Source organism: Geomicrobium sp. JCM 19039 (assembly GCF_000698145.1).
Lineage (GTDB): Bacteria > Bacillota > Bacilli > Bacillales > Marinococcaceae > Geomicrobium_A.
In genome coordinates this window covers 97,609-114,717 of sequence record NZ_BAXB01000001.1, presented here as the reverse complement: position 1 = coordinate 114,717, position 17,109 = coordinate 97,609, and the positions used below count along the sequence as shown (strand labels likewise).

Genomic DNA, 17,109 nt, shown 5'->3' with positions numbered 1-17,109 from the left:
TCACTCCTTTTCTCATAAAGAGTGATACGTCGTTTATTTTCAACGATCGGTCTTGCTCATTTTCAAAAGACGAGTCCATGAGGCTTGCAATGTGTGAAGGCGCTGGTGCAAATATTCCATGTACGCTTCTTCATGGGTATCATCTATATCGGCAATCTGCAGCTTGGCGATGTGCAACTGCTCAATGACGCGCTCTGCGAGTGCTTCGTTTTCAATTGTTACGGACGGATCGACGACACGGTGCGGGAAAAGCGGAACGTTGAATGCTGTGAATGCACTCAAAATGTGTTCAAGTTCGTTGTTCATAATGTTAAATGTTCGTGCGTCTGCCTCACCCCACACCGCCCGTGAGAACGCGTAACTATTTTGCGCTTGCAAGTCGTACCATTTCTTCTTGTAAAACGGGTCATCGCCCGAATACGGAACGACAAGATTAAGCATTCCTTGTACACCCGCAGCGTGATACTCGACGGCATCTTTTTCGATACGTTTTTGGAGCGGGGGGAACAGGTCCGTTTGCATAAAATGATCGCTATAGTATTCAAATACGGTAACATCATTCGTGGCAAGCCAGTTGGATAACGCTCGCTCCCCGCGCTCGTCTGGTGCTGCGTTCATATGATAATCACGCCCCCAATAGGCGAATAACGTCGGTAGTTCACTCGATGTACTCGTTCGTTTTTCCAATAACCGCCAATCCAACCCGGCATTGTACGCAATATGCTCGACGGGGATATCGAGAGCCTCATCCATTCGTTCACAAAAGCGAATATAATGCGCGAGATCGACCGCACCCGCAATATCTCTTGGCCATAACGATAACTTTGAAATGCGCGGGTTGTCTTTTACATACATCTGTAGTTGTTGGATAAACGCTCGCTCGTACTCGAGATCCCCGACTTCTCCATACAATGAAAACTTCTGATTCAAATAATCGATACTATGTCCACCTAATGTTACCTCGAGTCCACGGCGCTGTAACTCTGGAGCTGCTCGATCTTTTACTTCGTCCCATACAAGAAACGTAAAAAACAGCTCGTTTAGTTTTTGTTTCGCTGCCCAATCAATGGAAGCGACAATATAGTCGGCATCAAAGTTCACTTCAAATACGAGACCGCGACGTTTGAATTGGGGACGGGAATGAATGTGAACATTACTTTGTTGCTCGTCATTCCCGACAAACTGCAAATCCCGATCTGGGTAAGGCCACTCCACGCCTAGCACGAGCCGCAAAAAATCGTATACGCCATATAGTAGGGCCCGCTCACTACCTGCTGTCAGCGTCCACTGTTGGGCACCGGATTGGATCAGAAATTTTTCTGTTTCAAACCGATCGTCTAATTTCATCCGCAAATTCGGTAACGCATACGTTGCTTGCATGCGTTTCAACTCTTCTTTAGCAAACGTCCGAGGTGTTTCCATCTTTTCTTCACCCTTTCATGCAAAAATGACCGAGACGACGTTCATTCGTCTCGGCCAAAGCTTCAATTAACGGTCTTCTAACCATTGCTCACTTTCTGCTTGAGCATTTTCTAGTGCATCCTCAGCATCTGTCCCTCCGGTGAGTGCATCTTCAACTGCCGTTTGCAAAATATACCTTGGTTGTGACGATGACCACGGATAACGAGGTGTCCAAGGATTCGCTGCTGCCTCTAGTACCCCCTCCATCAATTCGAGCTCTTGAATGCTCGCCCAGTCACTTGCGGCTTCAACGACAGGCACGCCGCTATGTTGTTCCCACATAAACTCTTGGAAAAAGTCACTTGCCGTAAATTTTAGAAACTCAAAGGCGATGTCTTGATTCTCACTGTCTGCGGCAATGGAAAGTGGACTGCCAGCGAACATACCGCCAATGCCCTCATCGTTTTTAAATTCTTGCACGACATGAATTCTGTCTTCTAACCCTTGAGCTTGCACTTGTTGTATAATTTCGGCGGATTCGGCATGAAGACGGATGGCGATGTTGTTGTTTTCAGTCATCCATTGCTCATTGCCTTGAGCACTCATGTTGCCATCGGGTGTGAATTCATTAATGTCAACTAACCACTCTAATCCAGTGACCATCTCATCTGAGTTAAAGGCGAATTCAATCTCTGACCATTCATACCCTTCTCCCCACTGCCTATTTTGACCTTCTGCGGCATTGACGAGCTGGAACAACGTACTGTGCTCTCCAGAGAACCAAGCGCCGTAGTTTTGTTCACCGGTCACTGGATTTTCTCCTGTCATCTGTTCCGCTTTTTCAAGAATCTCTTCCATATCTGGGTAATCAGACAGAGGTTCTACTCCCCATTCTTCAAACAGTTGCCCGTCGTAGGCAACAAATCGAGAGTCACCAAAGGCAGGCAAGCCGTAAATGGCTAAGTCATCATCATCTGGACCTTGGGTGAGCCAACCTTCTACTTGATTATCAATATACACATCCAAATCAAATCCGTCTTCATCGATGAGCGGTTGGAGTGGTTCTAACATGCCTTGGGCTGCAAAATCATTAATGCCTGGCATCTGATAGATATCGGCTTCACCACTGCTCATCATCGCTTGAGTGTTCGCCACATGATTGCTCCACGGCATAACGATAAACTCGACTTCAATATCAGGGTTTTGCGACTCAAATTCGTCTTTAATGACTTCTAATCCTTCCACTGTTTCCCCTGTTATCGGGTCCGTTGTCGAAGACATTTCATAACCGCCTATGAGCGCTACCCGTAGGGTATCCGCATCTCCTGAGGACGAACTTTCACCATTCCCCGTTGCATCATCTCCTGAGCCAGCGTCTTCTTCACCGTTGCAAGCAGCAAGCGTAAGTGCGGCTACAGCGCCGACCATCCCTACCTTTCTCATCCAACGTTTGTGCACAATAAACCCTCCCCTAAATTTTTATTCTTTGATTCCGCTAAGTGCAATGCTTTGAATAATGTATCGTTGTAAAAAGAGAAACAACACAATAATTGGTAATACACTCATCGTCGCAAGCGCCATCGTCATTCCTGCAATTTGTGTCTGATTTTGTTGTGAGAAACTGGCTAAAAAGAGCGGGATCGTCTGTAAGCTCTCCGAGTTGATGACGACGAGCGGCCATAGGAATTCATTCCAATTGGACATGAATGACAAAATTACGAGAGTGGCAGTAATTGGGCCTGCAAGCGGCAAGTAAACTCGGAAAAATGTTTTAAACTCTCCTGCCCCATCAATGCGAGCTGCTTCTCGCAACGTGTCTGGCAATTGATCGAAATATTGCTTGCATAAGAAGATGCCTAAACCGTACAAAATGGTCGGTAAAATTAAGGGCCAAAACGTATTAATGAGATTCACTTGATTAAACATTTGGTAAAGCGGGATTAAACGCGCTTCAATCGGCACCATCATCGTGGCGAGCACGAGGATGAATAGAATTCGTTTGCCTTTAAACCGGCCCTTGGAAAACGCATAACCCCCAAGAAGCGCTGCGGATGCTTGTATCGCGACCGACACAAACGTGACAAAGGCTGAATTCATATAGGCACGAAAAATTCTTCCATTCTCAAACACGAGTTCATAGTTGAAGAGCGCAGGTTCGTCCGGAATGAGAGATGGAGGAAATGGAATTTGTATATTAGCAAGCCGGTCAAAACTGACCGTAATCATCCAAATAAAAGGAGCGATAACGATTAGCCCAAAAACGAATAGAAACACTGTGATAAGAGCATTTATGATTTTACGTCGTTTAGCCACCGGTCTCCCCCCTTACATTCTCACGCGTGCTAACCGAAGATTGATGAGCGTAAGCACGAGTATGATGATAAATAGAATCACTGTTGCTGCAGAAGCGATCCCAAATTCAAAGCCACTGAATCCCCGTTCGTAGATGAACAGCACCATCGTCTGCAAGGAGCGACTCGGACTTCCTGACGCGCCTCCAAAAACGAACACTTCATTGAAACGTTGCAGTCCAGCGATCCAACCGATGACGAGTAAGAACGCAAATGTTCCTCCCATATTCGGAATCGTAATGAAGAACCATTTCTGCAAACCACTCGCCCCGTCAATGTCAGCGGCTTCATACAACTCTGAAGAAATGGCTTGTAAGTTCGCAAGACAAATGATGATGACAAACCCGAGCCAATGCCAGACAGTGAGTAGAACGACGCCACCTTTGGAACTATCAGGGTGAGATAACCACGAAGATGTCGGTAACCCGAGTGAATCAAGAAAGTAATTGAATAACCCCATTTCCGGATGCAACACAAAGGAAAAAATCATCGCCGCTGCGACCATAGAGGTGACGTGCGGCAGGAAGAATACAGATTTGAAAAAATTTTGAAATCTCGTAATGCTATTAATGAAGGACGCGATAATAAACCCGAGCGGAATGGCAATGAGCAATTGGAAAAACGCAATATAAAACGTGTTGTATACGGAATTCCAAAATGATGACGAAGTAAGTACTCGTTCGTAATTGCTCAGTGCGACCCACGTTTCACTTGCCCCTGATGACCGAAAGAAGCTAAGTCGAAACGATTCATATACCGGGTAGAGAATGAAAAGCACAATCCCAACAATCGTCGGTAACAAAAACAAATACCATATGTAGGATTGGCCTGATTTCTTCTTTTTAGGCACGGTTGCCGTCATCTTCATCCCCCCTCAGTTGTCTAATCGTTATACATGATTGTAAAGAATGAGCCGAGCATTGTCTTACTAGTTTCGGCTTACAGTTCTCATTTTCGGCTAAGCCATTTCTTCAATACCCGAGCATCATCTAGAAATTGTTGATCATCGTTGTCCCGCACAAATTCCACTAAAAAATATCGGTCATCACCGGCAAGTTGATCAATGTAACGGTGCCAATCTTCGACCCCGTCACGAAGGGGAAGACGCGTCGTATCCATCCAGTGGAAGACGTGAACGTGACGGATCCAAGTGTGCAACTGTTCAATAGATGCCATCCGCTCATAGTAGGAAATACTTTCTGCAGGCTGCCAATACAAGCGGACATTTTCGTGATTCGTTTCATTCATTAGTTGCTCGGCGCTTTTGGGCGTGTCAGTCAGTGTCCCTTTATGATATTCAACATCCACCCGAACTCCGGCAACACGTGCTTTCTCACCAATGTTTATAAGGTCTTCAGTCACAATTCTCCGTTCTTCCTCACTCATCGTGTCAGAGCCTTTGGCCCCTGCCCATACTCGAACGGAAGGTGCTCCTAATGCACAGGCCGTATCCACTATTGGCTGAACGTCTTCGCCTTTACCGACAACATAATACGAGCCGTAAGAGCTAACCTTTAACTTTGCCGCCTCGGTCTTTTGTTTGACTTGTTGTGCGTGCAGAATATCTCCAGGCTTCACATGCACATCCGCTCCCCATTCAATCGCATCTAGGCATGCTGATTTTGCAATCTCGATAACTTCATCCACTGTTTTTTGCCGGAATGTAATGGAACATACTCCGATTTTCATACGAAGGCCTCCTTTATGCTTGAATTTGGGACTGGGCTCGAGTGACTTCATGTTCCAGTGGCACGCCCGCTTGATAACGCAAGTATTCTTCAACCATAAGCGCACCCATCCGTTCACATTCTCGTTCTTCACTGCCAGCGATGTGCGGCGTCACAATCACATTGTTTAACTTCCACAACGGATCATTACGTAAAGGAGGTTCTGGGTCTGTCACATCCAGCACGGCAGTCAAGTCTCGCCGTTCACCGAACACACGCACGAGATCCTGCTGACGAATAATTTCACCACGTGCCGTATTAATAAAACTGGCATTGGCTTTCATAGATTGGAAGTGGTTCCCATGAACCATGCCTTTTGTTTCCTCAAGCAGCGGTGCGTGTAAAGATACAACATCAGATTCTGCGAAAATCGCCGCTAACGTCGCACGCGTAGCCCCTGCAGCTGCAATCTGTTCATCAGTTGCATATGGATCATACACTTGAACATTCACATCAAACGTCTTTAGTCGCTCGCATACGAGCTTTCCGACTTTACTTAAAGAGATGATGCCAACGGTTGAACCGTATGCACCCGCAATTTCACGATACGGTTTAGCCGGAAACGATTGATATTCCTTTACACGTCGGATCATCGGCCATCCTTGTTTTAGAGCAAATAGAATTTGTGAAAGCGTATATTCTGCGACAGGGATGGCATTTACGGCATTTGCAGATGAAAATCGAATGCCTCGTTCCCAAGCCGCTTCTGTCACGATCGTTCGCAAAGATCCCGCTGCATAAAAAAACGCTTTCAGTTTGGGGGTTGCCTGCAGAAACTGCTCATCGAGCGTCGGGCCACCCCATCCTGAGAAAATCACATCCACCTGTTCTAGCGCTTCTTTATGTTTATACACGTCCAAAGTGTCCATCGGTGCTCGAAGCACGTGGCTCGCTTGTATGAGACGGTCGCGGTCAGCTTGTGCGTATACTTGCTCAAAAGACGATAAATTCATAATGTACAGACTATTGATCATACAATCTCTCCTATCTATACTCAGTTAATCAAATCAGCTGTATGCTGTCTTACTGAATTAAGAAACGTTTCTTATTTTCAGAACGTATTATTGATAGATTTTGCCGTTTTGATGACGGTACGCATTCGGAGGCATACCTACGGCATTCTTAAAAATTCGATAAAACGTTGAGACCGATTCAAACCCTACTTCAAAACAGATTGAAATAATATCTTTATCCGTATTTAACAATAGATTCTTGACGACACGAATGCGAATTTCCGTAAGGTATTGCATCGGGGTTCGGTCATACCGATCTTTGAAAATCGTTTGGATGTAGCGTTTGCTCACATTCATCATGCTCGCCATATCTTCAGCACTTTCAATATCAAAATAGCGCTTATCAATATACTCTTTTAAACGTTCAGCAAGACCAGTGTCCGAATGTTTCCGCTGATCATCCGTTGTTCGTATGATGAGCACAAGAATCTCCATTAAATGTGCCTGGATAATTAAAGACTGAAGCTCATCTCCATAACGCTTTTCATAGAGCATTTTCCGAAGCAATTGTTTAAAGTCATTGCACTCGTATACGTTCAGATTAAGAACAGCTGATGTTAAAAACGCTTGGGGTAACAAGATATTCCGACCATTCTTCTCGAGATCGAGTTCCGTAAAATCTAGAACAAGGTTCGTCATTTTCGTTTCCGCATGAATGGAATGCAATTGACGTGGAGCAATGAGAATCAAGCTGTCCTTTTTAATAAGTTGCCGCTCATGTTGGAAACCACACACACCTGAACCTTCTAACACGTACAAGATCTGAAAGCGATCGTGCGAATGTTCTTTAACCGAATCATGTTCCTTATGATTGCTTTCATAGATGTTCAAGAAACTCACCCTTTCTATTTGTCCATAAAAAACAACGACACGCAAACAACTAACCCTTGTTCTTTTTCTTCGTCTAAAGGTAACGTATACTACGACTAAAGACGTCAACAAAGGAGTCGGTAAACGTGAAGAAGCTATCTGTCCAAACAAAAGCAGAACGGTCCATCGACTACACGCACGTACAAAATGGCATGAAAGGCATTTGTTTTATGTTTTCAGGGCTTGGTTATACGTATGACAAACCCCTGTTTCACTATGCCTCTATGCTCATGAAACAAAAGCATATCGACTTTGTTCATATTGAATATTCATATAGTCCGGAATTATTCGAATCAGATTACGAAACGATTTTAGAAGAAATGATGAACGACGTTTCCCCTGTTGTTGATGACATTATGCGAGAAGGCCATTACCAAGAAACCATTTTTCTCGGTAAGTCCATTGGTACAATTCCACTCATCGGCGGATTGTTGGAAGATGAACAATTCAACGATGCGAAATGGATTGCCCTTACCCCGCTCGTGAAACTTGAACCTTTAAAGGAGTCCTTACTCGCCACGAAAAACCGAAGTCTACTCGTCATTGGTGACCAAGACCCACATTACGATGAAGAGATTGTGCAGCAGTTACAAGGATTACATCAAGTCAACGTCGTACCCCACGCCGATCACTCACTTGAAGTAGAGGATACAGCCACGTCCCTTCAAATTTTGAGTGATACCGTACAATCAATTGCAGATTGGGTGAACAGTTAGATCGTAAAAAACCGAGCGCGCGGCTCATGCCGTACGCTCGGTTTTTTATACATTTTAGACGGTGGGGAAAGTGTACTTATAGTTCAGAGGTTCATCACTCTCTTATTATTTCTTTACGCTTCTGGAAGTGTAGCCCAAGCATCCGATGAGACGGTTGAGGCTGGATGGTAGAGCGCGGTCCATAAAACCGTCACGTTCGCTTCCGCATCGAGTTGCCCGAGCAATCCTTGCATTAGAGTATACACAGATGTTTGATTTTACTGCATACCGAAGTTGAGGAGGTATTTGCTCACAAAAACCGCTAGTTGTATAACCGTTAGGGAATTTTAGCAGATCGGTGATCTATATAGAATGAACTTAACATTTTCCTAATTGCACAGTTTGTTGCTTTCCACTGCACGCGGATGCTTATACTCCAGAGCACAAGGCAACATCGGTGGCCGAAAGACAGCCACCGTGTTTTCTTTACACTCCAGAGCAACAAGGGCGACACGGTTCACGTTTCGGCCTACTGGTCACGGTGTGGAAAGATGCCCAAATGTCCCATATATTCATTAATGTGACACTTGAGAAAGAAAAATCATCATTTTAAACGTGGATGCGCACATAAACGGAGTCAACGGTCACAAATCCCGATATATGTGACCGTTGAGGCTGAAATTGGCCGGTTTGAGGCTGAATGGTTACATAAGTGACAGGAGATCACATGCTTGTGCCAGGTGGTGGCCCTAGGTCACGACTTTTTACCCTTCGGCAAACGTTTTCCGTGTTGCCCGCAACCCTTGCAGTGCCGAAGATAGACCGAATTGTCCTCGGCACGACTCATGCCGACAGCTTGTTGGCATTTGAACGATAGCGTAGTCAACAGGAAGGGACTTGGCAGCAGCTTTTTCATACCTAGTATGTGCTGTTAGCAATGGCCAAATAAGCGCAAGTATGCCTACTTAAAGAGAACTATGACCTTTGGTCGTACGATCTAAGGAAATATGTACCTAGATAACGGAAGTCACAGTACCTGGGATGCGGTCTAAGGGGAAAGACAAAAATACGCTGAACCTTTGGGGCATTTGCTCAGCAAAGTGCCCCAAAGGTTGTTTTACGTTTGCCATTCGTACTGGAGCATGCCGTATACCACATGGTTGTGGTAGGTTCCGTTGACGTTTTCTACTTCTCTAAGTGTTCCTTCAGCGGTAAAGCCTAGCCTTTTAGGGATGGCCTGGCTCTTGTCATTCCCTTCGGCTGCTCGGATATCAACTTTATGCATCGCCAATGTTGAGAAGGCACGATCAACCAATGTTCTTGCTGCTTCGGTCATTAACCTTTTCCTTGATGCATCTCACCGAGCCAGTATCCGATGTATGCCGTTTTGTTTTGCCAATCAATGAGGTTGAAACTGATGACACCAACGACTTGATCTTCTTCTAGGATTACATACGTCTCGCCTTTTTTATCGTTCATCGCATGCAACGAGCTTTCAATAAACGCTTCGGTATGTGATATGTTAGTTGTTTTGTCTACCCACGGCAACCATGTGCGTAAATACTCTCTGCCCGTTTCGGTGAGCGCAAATAGTTGTGGGGCGTCTGATGGGGTAATTTTTCGGATAGTCACAGTCGTCAACGCCCTTTCTTATACCCAGCTTCTGCTTTTTCTTTCACTTCTTGCAAGTTGGATCCAAGCCCTGCAGTGATGACCGCCACATACCCTGCTTCGATCAGCGGAGCGTCACTGATTTCAATTATGCGATCAGGGTACATTTCTTGCACAATTTCTGCGTTCATCTTGGCACTACCGATATCGTAAAAAACGAGAATCTCTTTCTGTTCATCGATTCGCTCAATCATCGGTGTGATGCAGTCAACACTTGTGCCAATTTCTCCATCTTCGAGGCCACCGACAGCGATGACCTCCACCTCGGCATTCGCTTCTGATAGTAGTCTAGACGCTCCTCGTGCCAGTTCTTCAACGTGAGAAAGAAGCAGAATGGTTACGTTCGACATTCGTCATCGGCTCCTTTCATAACCCGAGCAAGTGCTTGAAAAAGATAATCGCTTGAGACTGCACCAGGATCAAGGTGTCCAATTGAACGCTCACCGAGTAAAGCCCCTCTGCCACGTTTCGCTTCTAACTCTTTCGTGCGCTCCATTGCATCGCGAGAAACGTCAGCTACTCGGTTCCAATCAAGCCCATGCTCACGTACCGATTTACTAACAGCCGACCACACATCAAGCAATGTTGCTTCTCCAACTTCAGCCTTACCGCGCTTGGCGATTCCTTCTGATGCACTCTCCAAACCATCACCCCAGTTTACTTCGTTCTTAAACGAGGTGCTTAATCGCATAAAGCCCGTCCCGAGCAATGGTCCTGACGCCCCTCCCACTTTTGAAATGAGCGTCATACCGATTTTTTGAAGTGTCGTGGCGAGTGATTCTCCTGCCCAGTTTGGGAGTTCCTCGACAATCGCCTGAAAGCCACGGTTCATGTTCGTACCATGATCCCCGTCGCCAACTTCTTGATCGAGTGCCGATAGTTCTTCTTTATTGTCTTGAATCAATTGGTATGTTTCTTTCATCCATTCGTGCAATTGTTCAGTCGTCATTGCCCGCCTCCGTCCATGTCGTTGTTTTTGCTCGTGCGTGCAAGAGTTGCAAGAGTTCATCATCAACCGTGAGCAGCGTTAACGACACGCCGGCCATATCCAAACTCGTCATATAATCGCCGACATACATCTTTTTCAACGTGACCTTTCGTTTTTCAAGTTGCTCTTGCACATCTTTTGCGAATACATATTGTTCTAAAAGAGGTGTGCTGCCCATGCCATTAATAAGCGCCACGTACGACCCGTTCTCATCAAGCTCTTCTAACGTATGTTCAGTAAGGAGTTGCGCGATTTCCGCTGATCGCATCACTTCCCGTCTTTCCATCCCTTGTTCTCCGTGGATGCCAATGCCAACTTCCATTTCGTCAGTCGCAAGCGAAAAGCTCGGTTTCGACGATGACGGCAATGTGCATGCTGACAATGCTACACTCATACTCCTCATCTTCTGGATTGCCTTTTCCCCAAGTTGTTTCACTTCTGCCAATGATTTTCCAGCCTCTGCTGCGGCACCGGTAATTTTATGCACAAGAACGGTTCCAGCAATCCCTCTCCTTTTCGCAGGATCATCAACGGCTACATCATCATTTACGATAATCATCTCGGTCTGAATACCTTCTGCCTCCGCCATTTCTTGAGCCATTTCAGCATTCATAACATCGCCGTTGTAATTTTTGATCACAAGTAACACACCGCTTCCACTGTCCGCTGCCTGTATTGCGGCGAGAAACTGATCGGCTCCAGGAGACGTGAACACCTCACCCGCGACTGCTGCATCTAACATACCTGGACCAACATAGCCCGCATGAGCCGGCTCATGGCCGCTGCCACCCCCGCTAATGATGCCAACTTTGGTTGCGACCTTATCAATGCGTGTGATGACATTTGTGCCATTAATTCGCGTCAATGAATCGCCGTGAACGGTGATAAACCCTTGCAAAAACTCCTCTACAATTTGCTCGGAATCATTCATTAGTTTTTTCATGAACGATAAGACCACCTTTCGTTTTCGTAAATTATCTCATTAGATGCTAGACCCGTAAACGATATGCAAAACATTTCGAAACTTCTTTTCAGGACGATTCGTAGTATGGACAAACACTTAAGGAGGCAATTTCATGATTTATCTCGTTCGACATTGTCGTGCAACGGGACAAGAGCCCGATGCACCGCTCACCAAAGAAGGAGAACAACAGGCGAAGAATCTCGCTGCATTCTTTCATAAAAAAGAAGTGTCTCGCATCATTAGTAGCCCTTACACACGGGCGACGGCGACGATTGCTCCGTTTAGTGCTGAGAGCGGCGTTCCGATACAAACCGATGAGCGGCTAAGAGAGCGGGTACTGAGCGAAGAACCGATGGACGACTGGCTCACCCCGTTGGAGCAGAGTTTTCAAGATCCCGATTACACGTGCGTTGGTGGTGAATCGGCTAGAGACGCGCTTACGAGAGGTCGGGCTGTGCTGGACAGCCTTCCAAAGCACACGATTGTTGTGAGCCACGGCAATCTGTTGGCCCTTCTATTAGGGTTCGGTTTTGATGAGTGGAAGCAAATGAAAAACCCCGATGTGTTTGTGTTAGACGCGGGTCGTGTCGAGCGAGTAATCCCGTTTTAATAGACTCATCTGCACAATATCAAAATACTCTCCGTTTCGATAGACGGCTTCGCGCTTTATGCCTTCTCGTGTGAAGCCGAGCTTTTCATACAATTGTAATGCGGCCGTATTAAATTCAAACACTTGCAAATGCAAACGATGGAGGTTCATTTCCAAAAAGCTATACGCTAGGAGGAGACCGAATGCTTCGCGTCCATACCCTTTGCCCCAGTAGTCTTTGTCCCCAATATCAATAATGCATTCTGCGTTGCGATTTTTCATATCAATTCCGATCAGTGACGTAACACCGATCGCCTCATTACTCTCTCGATCAACAATGATGTAACTCTTTGAGTGGGGCGAACCTAGCATGACTTGCTGGACAAACTGTTCGGTTTCCTCAAGCGTATACACATCTAAATAAGGATTCGTCGTTTTCATTACATCCAGATCGTTGCGCCAGCGGTGATACTGTTTGGCGTCGTCGACCGTCATTTTCCGCAGTCTCACTCGTTCAGACTTTAACATGCGATCCGCTCCTTTTCTGTCACTAAGTGTAGATACTTTATTTCTCTGGCATCTGATAAGAGGGACGATCTGGCGCCTCACTGCTCAGGCGCTCAAATATGTGATTCACCACTTCTTGTGCTCGCTCCGCTGTTTCGTACTTCCCGAGCGTACTGCTCCATTCAGAAAACGAACCTTTACCGAGTACGCCTTCTACATATTTTCCTTTGACGGTAATTTGTTGTACATGAAGGATGGATTTCTTATTTTGAGACTGGATCCACATGGCAAGTCTCCTCTCTACTTACGTGACGTTTGACGAACAATTGTCTTCATTGATAAGATAACATAAAGATACTCTATATATAAAAAAGCTACTAGGGGTGCCCACGTACGGGCTGAGATGAGGAAACTCAAACTCTTGAACCTGAACTGGTTGATACCAGCGGAGGAAAGTAGAATGTGTGACCATGCATGGGTACCTACTATGTGACATTCGTCGATCTTTTCTCCAAAGAGGTCGGCTTTTTTGTGTATACAAAAGTAGGAGCGTGAGACCGATGTCTTGGCATTTAGTAACTGACGCACAACTTCCATTTCATATGCAAATACGCATTCTTAAACAATGCGTTCCTCATATTACGACGATTCACGTGAGGGACAAACAAGCCTCATTGCAACGTTTGAAACAACAGATTGACCATATGCTTCGCTTAGGGCTTAGAACAGACCAAATGATCTTGAACACACATGCCGAAGCTGCTGCAGCTTGGGGGCTAAAAGGGGTGCACTTGCCCGCAAGCTACGCCTATCGTATTCGTGAGCTTAAAGCGAAATATCCAGATTTGGTGATTGGTGCGTCTGTTCACTCTAAAGACGAAGCACTCACACAGGAAGGCGAGGCAGACTACCTATACTTTGGGCACGTCTTCGAAACGAACAGCAAACCGGGAATCACCCCACGAGGGTTGGCGCAGCTAGAAGATATCACGCAACACGTGAGCGTACCCATCTATGCGATTGGTGGGATTACTCCTGAAAACTTGCCAGACGTGCAAAAAGCTGGAGCCTCTGGTGTTGCCATCATGTCTGGGGTATGGTCATCTGAAAACCTCGAGTGGATTCTCAAACTTATGGACAGTACGGGAAGGATCGTGCGACACATGAAGCATCCAACGTATGACCTACTTATTGTCGGGGCAGGCATCATTGGCTTATCCACCGCTTATTATGCCGCCAAGCACGGGCTGAAAACGGCCATTATCGACCGTGCTCAGCCGGGTTCTGGCACAACAGCTGCCGCAGCCGGGATGCTCGGAGTGCAGGCAGAGTTAGAAGGGCCGTCCGAACTGTACCCGCTAGCCAAACAGAGCCGCGAACTATACGCGCACCTGAAAGATGAATTGGCTGAACTTACCGGTACAGACATTGGTTGGACCCGCTCTGGTGCACTCAAACTGGCCTTTGATCAAACCGAAATGACGCACCTGAAAGACATCCAATCGTGGCAAAAGCGCGAAGGGGAACACGTTGAGTATGTGGATCAAGAAACATTGCAACGCATCGCACCTGCTGCCTCACCCGAAGCGATCGGTGGATTGCACTTCCCATACGAGGCGCATATCCAACCCGCTCAAACCGCGCGGGCGTTCACACAAGCCATCGTCTCAAAAGGTGTCGACCTATACTTGTACACAACCGTCATCAAACCGCTCATTAACGGCGTAGAGACGACATCTGGCACCTTGCACGCCGACCAGCTCGTCATTGCCACGGGCGTAGACACCTTACCTGAACTGGAAGCGCTTTGGGACGTACATCCGATAAAAGGGGAAATTGTGAAGGTAATGACCGATCGAGCAGCGGTGCAACAGACCCTCTTCTATAAAGGAATGTACGTTGTTCCAAAACCAGATGGGGAGCTAATTCTCGGGGCGACGTCCGAAGCCTCGCGCAACCGAGACGTCACGGTGCACGGCGTTCAACAATTGCTCAGTCAAATCACAACGCTCATCCCTTCTCTAAAGCATGCGAAAATTACGAACATGTGGGCAGGGCTCAGGCCACAATCGACAACAGGGCTTCCTTTCATCGGACCGCACCCCGCCCAACAAAACTGTTGGCTTGCTGGCGGACACGGGCGTAACGGCATTCTACTCGCACCGATCACCGGCAAGCACATCGTCCAACAAATCATGCACGATTCTGTTGCGTTGCCAACATTTCAACCGAAATATGGAGGGATTCCACATGGAAGTCATCATCAACCAACAAAAGCGTGAACTGCCAAACCACGTGACCACTATTGAGCAGTTACGCGAACATTTCGGCCTGCAAAACACGGTCGTCATGATCGAGCATAACGGCAAGGCACTTTCCGCCGACGAGCAAAACGATACCCACATTACTGCAGGTGACCAGATTGAGATGGTTCGCTTTGTAGGAGGAGGATAAACGATGTTAACGATCGGAAACTACACATTTACGTCGCGTTTATTATTAGGTACAGGGAAATACCCAAATGCCGATATTCAAAGGGAAGCCGTCAAAGCATCTGAAACGAACGTGCTCACATTTGCGCTAAGCCGCATTGACCTAGACAATATCGGACCTGATCCGATTGAACAATTGGACAGAAATGACTTTACACTTTTGCCGAACACCGCAGGAGCGAAAACGGCTGAAGAGGCGGTTCGATTAGCTCGCCTCGCGAGGTCTTCAGGCATTTGCGACATGATTAAAGTCGAAGTGATTGGCGACCCGCCAACGCTATTGCCCGACCCCGTTGAAACGTTAAAAGCAACCGAGATTTTGCTAGCCGAAGGATTTACCGTTCTTCCGTATCTGTCAGATGACCCAATGCTCGCTCTTCGAGCTGAACAACTCGGTGCACATGCAATTATGCCAGGCGCTTCGCCAATTGGTAGTGGTCTTGGCATCACCAACCCGTACAACTTGCAACTCATTATCGAAAAAGCCAACGTTCCAGTCATTGTTGATGCCGGTGTGGGCGCCCACATGATGCGGCCGAAGCGATGCAATACGGAGCGGATGCGGTGCTGTTGAACAGTGCAGTGTCAAAAGCGAATGACCCGGTTAAAATGGCCGAAGCGATGAAGCTTGCCATTCAAGCTGGACGCCTCGGCTTTGAAGCTGGACGCATCCCCGCACAAAAGTATGCCAGTGCGAGCAGTCCCCAGGAAAGCTGGGCGAAGAAATGACACGCTATAGTCGTCAAGAACGCTTTAAGCCCATCGGTGAACAAGGCCAGCACAAAATCCGAGCGTCTCACGTCTTAATCGTTGGCGCTGGAGCCTCGGTACAGCTGCGGCTTCGACCTTGTACGCTCCGGCATCGGCACGTTAACACTCGTGGACGGAGACTTTGTTGAACTTCACAACCTTCAGCGTCAACAATTATTCACCGAACAAGACGCCGACGATCATCGTGCTAAAGTAAAAGCAGCCGCTGAACGGCTCAGGCAAATTAATTCATCGGTTCTTATACACGAAGCTTTTGCGGAATTAAGTGCAGCAAATATCGACGAGTATGTCCAAAACGTCGATGTGATTGTGGATGCAACAGACAACTTTGCAACGAGAATGCTCATTAACGATGCGGCGAGGAAGAACGGGGTTCCTTGGGTATACGGAGGTGTATCGGGGAGCTACGGCGTTTCAATGCCTTTCTACCCTGACCAGTCTCCGTGTTTTCGCTGTTTATCTCCTTATATTGGAGAAGATGAGGATTGTGACACGAACGGGGTGTTAGCGACGGGCATCCAAATCGTCGCCGCTCATCAGGCGACACACGTGTTGCGAATCCTCGTCGGCGATGTGCAGACGCCGAAGTTGTACACGTTTGATGTGTGGAAGGCGGAGTCTTCTTACGTTGCGGTTTCTAAGTTGGCGATGGCGTCATGCGAAACGTGCGGCCCGGCGCCTTCGTACCCTGCGCTCCGTGAGCGCCCTCGGGAGAAGCACATCCAATGGATGTGCGCGCGGACGGGGGTGCAAGTCCGCCCTGCTCAGTCTTTACAACTAGATTTCCCGGATAATCTAAATGCGGACGAATGGCACTATAAGCGCTTTCCTGATCTATCGACGTTCCGTAAAGACGGGCGGCAAGTGATTCTGTTCAAGGATGGACGGGCGATGATTCGCGGGGTGCAAGATACAGAGGAAGCGGAAGCCATTTATGATGAATTAATGGGACTTGCCGGAGAGTCGTCATGATAATCGTTTTTTTGTTTCTATGATTGGCTTTGAGCAGTTGGGACAGAGTTGAAATGCCCCCTGTCTACTTGACAGGGGGCATTTCACTTTTTGCATAG

Annotated in this window: 17 protein-coding genes, 2 pseudogenes and 1 riboswitch; of the genes and pseudogenes, 6 read left to right on the top strand and 13 right to left on the bottom strand. The window is 47.0% G+C overall.

All coding sequences use genetic code 11. The features are described 5' to 3' along the window. Positions 1 to 39: 39 nt before the first annotated feature. From JCM19039_RS00600 to JCM19039_RS00570, 7 genes are all read right to left on the bottom strand, one after another. Complete coding sequence (locus JCM19039_RS00600) at positions 40 to 1,422, bottom strand: hypothetical protein (RefSeq protein ID WP_042422842.1); 1,383 nt, start codon at positions 1,420 to 1,422, stop codon at positions 40 to 42. Positions 1,423 to 1,488: 66 nt separating this feature from the next. After that, positions 1,489 to 2,859: an ABC transporter substrate-binding protein gene (locus tag JCM19039_RS00595; protein ID WP_152550035.1), complete on the bottom strand. Its 1,371-nt coding sequence runs from the start codon at positions 2,857 to 2,859 to the stop codon at positions 1,489 to 1,491. Positions 2,860 to 2,880: 21 nt separating this feature from the next. Beyond that, positions 2,881 to 3,714, bottom strand: coding sequence for a carbohydrate ABC transporter permease (locus JCM19039_RS00590; RefSeq protein WP_042422840.1), 834 nt, complete (start codon positions 3,712 to 3,714; stop codon positions 2,881 to 2,883). A gap of 12 nt (positions 3,715 to 3,726) precedes the next feature. Beyond that, entirely contained in the window at positions 3,727 to 4,614 is an 888-nt protein-coding gene (locus JCM19039_RS00585) for a carbohydrate ABC transporter permease (RefSeq protein WP_238544871.1), read from the bottom strand. An 86-nt stretch (positions 4,615 to 4,700) separates the two neighbouring features. Then, complete coding sequence (locus JCM19039_RS00580) at positions 4,701 to 5,441, bottom strand: sugar phosphate isomerase/epimerase (RefSeq protein WP_042422836.1); 741 nt, start codon at positions 5,439 to 5,441, stop codon at positions 4,701 to 4,703. 13 nt (positions 5,442 to 5,454) lie between these two features. Then, the gene (locus JCM19039_RS00575; RefSeq protein WP_042422832.1) at positions 5,455 to 6,453 is read right to left on the bottom strand and encodes a hydroxyacid dehydrogenase; all 999 of its coding nucleotides are present in this window, start codon (positions 6,451 to 6,453) and stop codon (positions 5,455 to 5,457) included. Between the two features lie 87 nt (positions 6,454 to 6,540). Continuing rightward, positions 6,541 to 7,323: an AraC family transcriptional regulator gene (locus JCM19039_RS00570; protein WP_152550034.1), complete on the bottom strand. Its 783-nt coding sequence runs from the start codon at positions 7,321 to 7,323 to the stop codon at positions 6,541 to 6,543. Positions 7,324 to 7,448: 125 nt separating this feature from the next. On the opposite strand from JCM19039_RS00570, the gene JCM19039_RS00565 reads away from it, so the two are divergent. Further along, complete coding sequence (locus tag JCM19039_RS00565) at positions 7,449 to 8,078, top strand: alpha/beta hydrolase (RefSeq protein WP_042422827.1); 630 nt, start codon at positions 7,449 to 7,451, stop codon at positions 8,076 to 8,078. Between the two features lie 1,096 nt (positions 8,079 to 9,174). On the opposite strand, the pseudogene JCM19039_RS00560 reads toward JCM19039_RS00565, so the two are convergent. The 4 genes and pseudogenes from JCM19039_RS00560 to dhaK all read right to left on the bottom strand — a co-directional run bounded on the left by JCM19039_RS00560 (position 9,175) and on the right by dhaK (position 11,659). Beyond that, positions 9,175 to 9,689: pseudogene (locus JCM19039_RS00560) on the bottom strand (GNAT family N-acetyltransferase). Between the two features lie 5 nt (positions 9,690 to 9,694). Beyond that, positions 9,695 to 10,078, bottom strand: a complete 384-nt coding sequence (dhaM, locus tag JCM19039_RS00555; protein WP_042422824.1) for a dihydroxyacetone kinase phosphoryl donor subunit DhaM — start codon at positions 10,076 to 10,078, stop codon at positions 9,695 to 9,697. Beyond that, a complete protein-coding gene (dhaL, locus tag JCM19039_RS00550; RefSeq protein ID WP_042422821.1) occupies positions 10,066 to 10,677 on the bottom strand; it encodes a dihydroxyacetone kinase subunit DhaL in 612 nt (203 codons plus the stop codon). Before dhaL ends, dhaM begins: the two co-directional genes overlap by 13 nt. Continuing rightward, positions 10,667 to 11,659, bottom strand: a complete 993-nt coding sequence (gene dhaK / locus JCM19039_RS00545) for a dihydroxyacetone kinase subunit DhaK (protein ID WP_042422819.1) — start codon at positions 11,657 to 11,659, stop codon at positions 10,667 to 10,669. The genes dhaL and dhaK overlap by 11 nt, the downstream gene beginning before the upstream one ends. A gap of 133 nt (positions 11,660 to 11,792) precedes the next feature. Between dhaK and JCM19039_RS00540 the strand changes: the two genes are divergently transcribed. Then, entirely contained in the window at positions 11,793 to 12,290 is a 498-nt protein-coding gene (locus JCM19039_RS00540) for a histidine phosphatase family protein (RefSeq protein WP_042422816.1), read from the top strand. Here the strand turns inward: JCM19039_RS00540 and JCM19039_RS00535 are convergent. Beyond that, positions 12,252 to 12,797, bottom strand: a complete 546-nt coding sequence (locus JCM19039_RS00535) for a GNAT family N-acetyltransferase (protein WP_042422811.1) — start codon at positions 12,795 to 12,797, stop codon at positions 12,252 to 12,254. The genes JCM19039_RS00540 and JCM19039_RS00535 overlap by 39 nt on opposite strands. 37 nt (positions 12,798 to 12,834) lie before the next feature. After that, entirely contained in the window at positions 12,835 to 13,062 is a 228-nt protein-coding gene (locus tag JCM19039_RS00530) for a hypothetical protein (RefSeq protein WP_042422808.1), read from the bottom strand. An 83-nt stretch (positions 13,063 to 13,145) separates the two neighbouring features. Next, a riboswitch (TPP riboswitch) is annotated at positions 13,146 to 13,247 on the top strand. Positions 13,248 to 13,336: 89 nt separating this feature from the next. Here JCM19039_RS00530 and thiO point away from each other — a divergent pair. The 4 genes and pseudogenes from thiO (at position 13,337) to JCM19039_RS00510 (ending at position 17,011) form a co-directional block, all read left to right on the top strand. Further along, entirely contained in the window at positions 13,337 to 15,058 is a 1,722-nt protein-coding gene (gene thiO, locus JCM19039_RS00525) for a glycine oxidase ThiO (protein ID WP_042422806.1), read from the top strand. Further along, positions 15,027 to 15,230, top strand: a complete 204-nt coding sequence (gene thiS, locus JCM19039_RS00520; protein ID WP_042422803.1) for a sulfur carrier protein ThiS — start codon at positions 15,027 to 15,029, stop codon at positions 15,228 to 15,230. Before thiO ends, thiS begins: the two co-directional genes overlap by 32 nt. 3 nt (positions 15,231 to 15,233) lie before the next feature. Further along, positions 15,234 to 15,997: pseudogene (locus tag JCM19039_RS00515) on the top strand (thiazole synthase). An 81-nt stretch (positions 15,998 to 16,078) separates the two neighbouring features. Next, a complete protein-coding gene (locus JCM19039_RS00510; RefSeq protein ID WP_052398375.1) occupies positions 16,079 to 17,011 on the top strand; it encodes a ThiF family adenylyltransferase in 933 nt (310 codons plus the stop codon). Positions 17,012 to 17,109: the final 98 nt, after the last annotated feature.